Source organism: Streptomyces sp. SAS_270 (assembly GCF_052543295.1).
Map to the genome: position 1 here is coordinate 22,133 of NZ_JBMNDS010000103.1, position 6,275 is coordinate 28,407.

Annotated in this window: 7 protein-coding genes; 5 read left to right on the forward strand and 2 right to left on the reverse strand. The window is 71.6% G+C overall.

Features of this window, described 5'->3' with window-relative positions:
* The first annotated feature begins 258 nt into the window (after positions 1 to 258).
* The 4 genes from ACN6LB_RS40940 to ACN6LB_RS40955 are packed head-to-tail and all read left to right on the forward strand — an operon-like array spanning position 259 to position 4,138.
* The gene (locus ACN6LB_RS40940) at positions 259 to 915 is read left to right on the forward strand and encodes a helix-turn-helix domain-containing protein (RefSeq protein WP_356132745.1); all 657 of its coding nucleotides are present in this window, start codon (positions 259 to 261) and stop codon (positions 913 to 915) included.
* A gap of 32 nt (positions 916 to 947) precedes the next feature.
* Positions 948 to 1,478: a toxin-antitoxin system, toxin component gene (locus ACN6LB_RS40945; RefSeq protein WP_356132773.1), complete on the forward strand. Its 531-nt coding sequence runs from the start codon at positions 948 to 950 to the stop codon at positions 1,476 to 1,478.
* Between the two features lie 13 nt (positions 1,479 to 1,491).
* Positions 1,492 to 2,700 carry an MAB_1171c family putative transporter gene (locus ACN6LB_RS40950; protein ID WP_445030316.1) on the forward strand — a complete coding sequence of 403 codons (1,209 nt, stop codon included), beginning with the start codon at positions 1,492 to 1,494 and terminating at the stop codon, positions 2,698 to 2,700.
* Positions 2,684 to 4,138, forward strand: a complete 1,455-nt coding sequence (locus ACN6LB_RS40955) for an FAD-dependent oxidoreductase (RefSeq protein WP_445030317.1) — start codon at positions 2,684 to 2,686, stop codon at positions 4,136 to 4,138. The genes ACN6LB_RS40950 and ACN6LB_RS40955 overlap by 17 nt, the downstream gene beginning before the upstream one ends.
* A gap of 28 nt (positions 4,139 to 4,166) precedes the next feature.
* Here ACN6LB_RS40955 and ACN6LB_RS40960 read toward each other — a convergent pair whose 3' ends face one another.
* On the reverse strand, positions 4,167 to 5,210 hold the full coding sequence (locus ACN6LB_RS40960; protein ID WP_445030318.1) for an alpha/beta fold hydrolase: 1,044 nt from the start codon (positions 5,208 to 5,210) through the stop codon (positions 4,167 to 4,169).
* Positions 5,211 to 5,477: 267 nt separating this feature from the next.
* On the opposite strand from ACN6LB_RS40960, the gene ACN6LB_RS40965 reads away from it, so the two are divergent.
* Positions 5,478 to 5,705, forward strand: coding sequence for a hypothetical protein (locus tag ACN6LB_RS40965; protein WP_356132754.1), 228 nt, complete (start codon positions 5,478 to 5,480; stop codon positions 5,703 to 5,705).
* Between the two features lie 15 nt (positions 5,706 to 5,720).
* On the opposite strand, the gene ACN6LB_RS40970 is transcribed toward ACN6LB_RS40965, so the two are convergent.
* A partial coding sequence (locus tag ACN6LB_RS40970) for a 4'-phosphopantetheinyl transferase family protein (RefSeq protein WP_445030319.1) occupies positions 5,721 to 6,275 on the reverse strand: 555 nt, incomplete at its 5' end.

The window sequence follows — 6,275 nt, forward strand, 5'->3', positions numbered from 1 at the left end:
CACCCCTCTTGCCTCTGCGGCCTTCACGCGGCGCCTTGATCCTGGGGCCCCGGGTCGAGGTGTGTCAACTATCGTGGCATTTGGCGCTTGTTGACGGCTGAATCTGGCCACAGTTGTGGCGAGACCTGGATGTGAGTTCGAACAAGCGGTTAGTCTCCGGTCAGTTCACGGTGCACTCCGCGCTGCCCCGGGGTGTTCCTTCCCATGGTTCCGGGTCATCATGAGAACGACCTGAGAAGAGATGTAGGAGATCTGTCGGTGACGGATGGCTTCGAGGTTCCGGGCGCCACGGCGACGGGTCTGCTGCCGACCGTCGTGGCCCGTGTCACCGCACTCGCCGACCGGCTGGGTGTGGAGCACGCGGTGGTCTTCGACGTCCAGCGGCTCTCCGCCGCCTCCGGCGTGCCCGAACCGGTGGTGAAGGCGCTGCTCGGCGGCCGCCCCGCCGGAGAACCCGATCTGCAGGCCCGCTTCCTGCAACGCCTGGATCTGCTGCGCCGCACCCGCCTCAAGCCGAACGGACGCAAGTACACCCAGCAGGAGATCGCCGACGGCGCCGCGATGTCGCGCCAGCAGGCGGGCGCCCTCATCAACGGCGACCGGCGCCCCACCATGGAGCACTGCGACGCCATCCAGCGCTTCTTCAGAGTGCACGCGGGCTTCCTCACGGCCGAGGACTCCGAGGCGCTGGTGGACGCCCTCCAGCGCAGCGAGCAGGAACTCCTCCAGCAGCTCGCCGACCGCGAGCGCGCGGCGGCCGTGGCCGCGGACGACCCGCTGGAGCGGCTGCTGCAGGACCACGGCGTGCGCGGCATCGCGTGGCGGGCCGCCCAGCTGCCCACCGACCAGCACCGCGACAAGGTCGCCGAGTGGCTGGACATGCTCTTGGAAAGCGTCAAGCGGCCCGAGTCGTGATCCGGGGGAGAACTGTGGGCATCGGAAGGGAAATGCGCCGCCTGTGCGGCGAGTTGGTCGCGGAGCTGTCGCTCCCCGTGCCGGCGGAGCCGGGCGATCTGTACGCCGCACTGTGCGACGCCATGAGCAGACGCCGCGGCCGTCCCGTCCAGTACCGTACGGCGGCCTTCCCGCCCGGCACGGCCAGCGGACTGTGGCTCGACATGGCCGACCAGGACCTCGTCGTCATCGAGGAACGCACCGCCCCCGACCATCAGTTGGTGATCCTCGGCCACGAGCTGTGGCACATGAAGGCCGGGCACTGCAGCCACCACGTCGAGGGCGCGGCCGTGGCGGCCCGGTTGCTCAGCGACCACGCGGACCTGCAGGCGACCGTCCTGAAGGTGGCCGCCCGCACCCGCTTCGACCTCACCGACGAGAAGGACGCCGAGAGCTTCGGCCTGCTGCTCGCCAGCAAGTGCCGTACGTGGCTTGCCGGTTCATCGCTGCGCGGTCCCGTGCAGCGCGACGACCTCGCCGGCCGCATCGAGGCGTCGCTGGGCTACCGCGGGCCGCAGGGCTGACCACACTCACATCATGGACGGTTCCAGCTACTACATCCCCGCGGTCGCGATGGGGGTCGCCCTCTCGGTCAAGGCGCCGTCGCTGATCCGCTCCTGGCGCGATCCGCTGCTGCGGTCCGTGTGCGCACTGCTCACACTCGTCGGTCTGGTGTTCTTCTTCGCGGCGCCGCCGTCGATCGAGGAGGTCAACGACGTCATCGGGGTCACCAACGTCTCGGCGCCCCTGGTCTACTGCCTGCTCAGCGCCTTCAGCTCGTCCTGCCTGGTGCTCGTCGTCAACTGGCGCGGCGGCCCGCCCGCACTGACCCGGCGCATCAAGCGGCGCATCATCGCCGGCTACACCCTGGTGATCGCCACCATCGCGATCCTGTTCGTGCTCGGGGACACACCGGTGGAACGGCTGGTGGACTTCGACACGTACTACGCCAACACGCCGTACATCCGCGAACTGATCGTGCTGTACCTGACGGGGCTCACCGTCGCGGGCGGCGCGATGAACTTCATGTGCGGACGGTGGGCCCTGCAGGTACGCGGCTGGCTGCGCGCCGGGCTGCTGATCATCGTGATCGGCTATCTCTTCAACCTGGCCTATCTCATGACCAAGTTCACCGCCGTCATCGCCCGCTGGAACGGTGTGAACCTCGACTACCTGAGCAGCGACGCCGCGCCGGTGCTCGCCTCCATCGGCGTGCAGATCAGCGCCGTCGGCTTCTGCCTCCCGCTGGCCGGGCAGCGCGTCGGGGACAGTTGGAACACCTGGTCGACCTATCGCCGGCTCGGGCCGCTCTGGCGCGAGCTGCGGCCCGTGTCGATGCACGCGGACCGCGCCGTGCGGATCTCCTGGTGGTCACCGGCCGAACTGCAGGTGACCCAGCGGGAGTCCGACATCCACGACGGCATGCTCAACCTGTACCCCTACTTCGACTCCGCGGTGCGCTCGGGCGCCTACGACGCGGCCGTCGCGGCCGGCTCCGATCCCGTCCAGGCGCAGGCCGAGGCCGACGCGGTGATGGTGACGGAGGCGGTACGGGCCCGGGCCGCCGACCCGGAGGGCCGGGTCATCAGCTCGGCGGAGGCGAACGCCGCTCCGCCCTCGTCCACCGAGGGGCCCCGCGACCTCGTACGGATGTCCATCGCCCTGCGTCAGTCATCCGTCGTCGCGGCCGCCCGGGGGCGGGCCGGGACCAGGTCAGAGAGCGACTTTCATGAGCAGACCCGCTAGCACCCCCTCGGGTGCGGCACCCCGTCGCGCGGTCGTCGTCGGCGGCGGGATGGCCGGCATGCTGGCCACCGCGGCACTGAGCGCGTACGCCGACGTCACCGTCGTCGAGCGCGATGTGCTGCCCGCCGGTCCCGAACCGCGCAAGGGCCTCCCGCAGGCCCGGCACGTCCATGTCGTGTGGTCCGGGGGCGCCGTCGCGATGGAGGACCTGCTGCCCGGACTGATCGACGGCTGGCTGGCCGCCGGGGCCCGACGCATCCCGCTGCCCACGGGGCTGGTCTCCATGCAGCCGCGGGGCTGGTTCCGGCGCTGGCCCGAGATGCAGTTCATGATCGCCTGCAGCCGCGACCTGCTCGACTGGGTCGTGCGCGAGCGGGTCGTCAAGGACCCTCGGGTCACCGTCCTGCAGCGGACCGAACTGCTCGCCCTGGAGGGCGATCACGCGCGCGTGACGGGGGTCCGGGTGCGGACCCCCGAAGGCGAGGAGCGCCTGCTGGAGGCCGACCTGGTCGTGGACGCCTCGGGGCGCGGCTCGCGCGCCTCGGCCTGGCTGGAGGCGCTCGGCGTACCGCGGGCGCCGCTGGACGAGGTGGACTCGGGGCTGACGTACTCCAGCCGGATCTTCCGCGCGCCCGCGGGCACGGAGGACTTCCCGCTGGTCAACGTGCAGTCGGACGCCTCGGTGCCGGTGCCGGGGTGCACGACGACGATCGAGCCCATCGAGGGCGGGCGCTGGCTGGTGACGCTGTCCGGCACACGCGGCGGTGAACCGACCGGCTCCGTCGACGACTTCGAGGCGTTCGCCCGCGGCAGTGTCCGCCACCCGGTCGTCGGCGAGCTGATCGCCCACGCGGAGCCCCTCTCGGACCCGGTCGTCACCCGCAGCACCGTCAACCGGCGGCGCTTCTTCGAGAAGGTCGACGCCTGGCCCGAGGGCTTCGTCGCGATCGGCGACTCGGTCGCCACGTACAACCCGGTCTACGGACACGGGCTCACGGTGGCCGCGCAGGGGGCGGTGGCGCTGCGCGAGCACGTCGCGGAGTACGGGGCGGCGGCGCCCGGGCTCGCGCGGCGGATCCAGCGGGCGGTGGCCCGGCCGGTGGCGACGGCCTGGCAGTTCGCCACCAGCACGGACATCCTCTACCCCGGCGCCATCGGCAAACCCCCGGGCCTCGCGAGCAAGCTCCTGGGCCACTACGTGAACCGTCTGATGCTCGCCGCCACCGGCCGCCCGCTCGTCGCCAAGGCGTTCTTCGACGTGGTCACGCTGTCGAAACCGGTGGCCACCCTCGCGAAACCAGCCATCGTGATCGCGGTCCTGCGCGGCCCCCGCCGCCCGCTGCTGACCGAGCCTCCGCTGACAGGGCAGGAGCGCGCATCGGTCCTGGACGCCCCGGAGATCTCGGGCACGGAAGCACGGGGGTGCCCTTCTCCGTAGGGGCGGTCCGGTGTACGGGCGGGTGGGCTCAGGTCGCGCTGCGTTCGCTCGCCTCCCTCAGGTCCCGTTCCACGGCACGGTTCCTGGCGGTGTCGGGTTGGCCGGCTGAGGTGCCGGGGCGGCCCTCGCGCAGGAGGTCTCGCCAGTGCTCGCGGCTCCAGTCGGCGGGCGCGGTGGTGCGGGTGAACTCCTCGACGAGGGAGAGGAAGCGTGCGGGGTCGCTGTGGAAGGGGAAGTGGCCGGCGCCCTCGAAGATCTCCAGGCGGCTGCCCGGCATCGCCTCGTGCGCCCCGTAGGCGTGCCGGACCGGCACCACGCTGTCCCGGTCGCCCCACAGGAGCATCGTGGGCATGCCCTCGGTGAGGTAGCAGCGGTCGAGCATGGTCACCGCCTGGCCGCGCCAGTCGACCACGGCGCGCAGCGTACGGATGAAGGCGCTGCGCGAGGTGGCGTCGGGCAGGGCGTCCACCAGGTTCAGGAGTTCCGGCGCGTCCTGGCCGAGATCGGTGTCGAGGATCCTCATCAGCCGTAGGAACAGGCCCACTTGGGTCCGCATGCCCGGCAACCGCAGGGTGGAGAGCATCAGATGGGCGCCCGGCAGCGACACCGCCCGCAGCACCGGGTTCACCTCTCCCCCCACGCCCCCCGCGCTGACCAGGATCAGCCGCTCGGTGCGCTCGGGGAACTGGTAGGCGAACTGCATCGCGACGCCGCCGCCGAGCGAGTGCCCCACCAGCGTCGCGGACTCGATGCCGAGCGTGGTGAGCAGATCGCGCACCCCGTTCGCGTACGCGGCCACGGAGTAGTCGGCCCGCGGTTTGTCGGAGGCCCCGTGACCGAGGAGGTCGGGGGCGATCACGGTGTGGGTGCGCGCGAGGTCGGGGATCAGCTCCGCCCAGGTCGCCGAGGAGTCCCCGATGCCATGGATGAGAACCAGGGCCGGCCCCTCCCCCGCCATCCGGTAGGCCCTGCGATATCCGTGCACGACGCGGTAGCGCAGGCTCAGTTCTCCGTCGCCCACCGGGCGCAGCCGCAGGATGCGTCCCGAACGCCGGTGCGATGCGTCGTCCATGGCCCCACCTCCCGTTTCCGGGGCCGCCAGGGGCGGCCGCCAACTCCCTTGTCCAGCCTAGGGCCCCTGTTCCACAAGGGATTTCCGTGAGGTTTCGCCTCCGCTAAGCGAGCGAACCTCCGCTGCACGGAACGGGATTGTCAGTGCCGGCAGGCAAGCTGGGTGTGCGTCACCGCTGCGCGCGGGGGCGCATCCGTCATGGGTACCGCAGACGCCTTGCGTATCGCATGAAGCGCAGTACGAAGCCGACCAGGGGAGAGCCGTCCGATGCAGACCGCCGTACTGACCGACCACGAGCGCGCCGCCGTGCAGGCCTACCTGCGCCTGCTGGGGACCGTCCGCGCCGCCTTCGACGGCCCGCCGGACGGCCGCCGACCACCGGTGGTGCCGCCCGGCGCCCTGGCCGAGGCGGAGCAGGCCCTCGCGGCAGCCGGTCTCACGGGCAACGAGGAGGCGTTCTTCCGCCTGCTGCACACCTGGTGCCCGGCGCCCTGAGGCACCTCGGCGGCGTCAGGCGTGGGGCACGGTGACGACCGTGGCGAGCAGGCTGCCTTGTACGGTCCAGCGGCCGTCGAAGAAGCCGACGCGCGCTCCGCCCACCAGCGGCCCGGGGACGAGGAGTTCGGCGCGGAAGCGCCCGGACCGGACCTCGCCCTTGGTCGCGGGATCGGCATCGGCCTCGGCATCGGCATCGGCCTCCGCGTCAGTGCCCGTGCCCGTGTCCGTGTCCGTGTCCGCGTCGACGAAAAGCTCGATGTCCGCCTCGGAGAAGTCCAGCCACTGCCCGGTGAGGGGGAACCACGCCTTGTAGACGGACTCCTTGGCGCTGAACAGCACCCTCTCCCAGTACACGGAGGGGTGCTCGGCGGTCAGGCCGGCCAGCCGGTCGGCCTCCGTGGCGAGGATGACGGCACCGAGGTCGTCGTCCGGGAGCTTCTCGTGCGGTTCGGCGTCGATGCCGATCGACGCGAGATCGCCGACGCGGGCCAGCGCGGCGGCGCCGTATCCGAGACAGTGCGTCATGCTGCCGATCAGCCCGTCGGGCCAGCGCGGTGCCCCGAAGGC

Bases quoted from the DNA above. Each gene is read 5' to 3' on its own strand.
- ACN6LB_RS40945 (WP_356132773.1), top strand. From the start codon at position 948: ATGCGCCGCCTGTGCGGCGAGTTGGTCGCGGAGCTGTCGCTCCCCGTG.
- ACN6LB_RS40950 (WP_445030316.1), top strand. From the start codon at position 1,492: ATGGACGGTTCCAGCTACTACATCCCCGCGGTCGCGATGGGGGTCGCC.
- ACN6LB_RS40955 (WP_445030317.1), top strand. From the start codon at position 2,684: ATGAGCAGACCCGCTAGCACCCCCTCGGGTGCGGCACCCCGTCGCGCG.
- ACN6LB_RS40960 (WP_445030318.1), bottom strand. From the start codon at position 5,210: ATGGACGACGCATCGCACCGGCGTTCGGGACGCATCCTGCGGCTGCGC.
- ACN6LB_RS40965 (WP_356132754.1), top strand. From the start codon at position 5,478: ATGCAGACCGCCGTACTGACCGACCACGAGCGCGCCGCCGTGCAGGCC.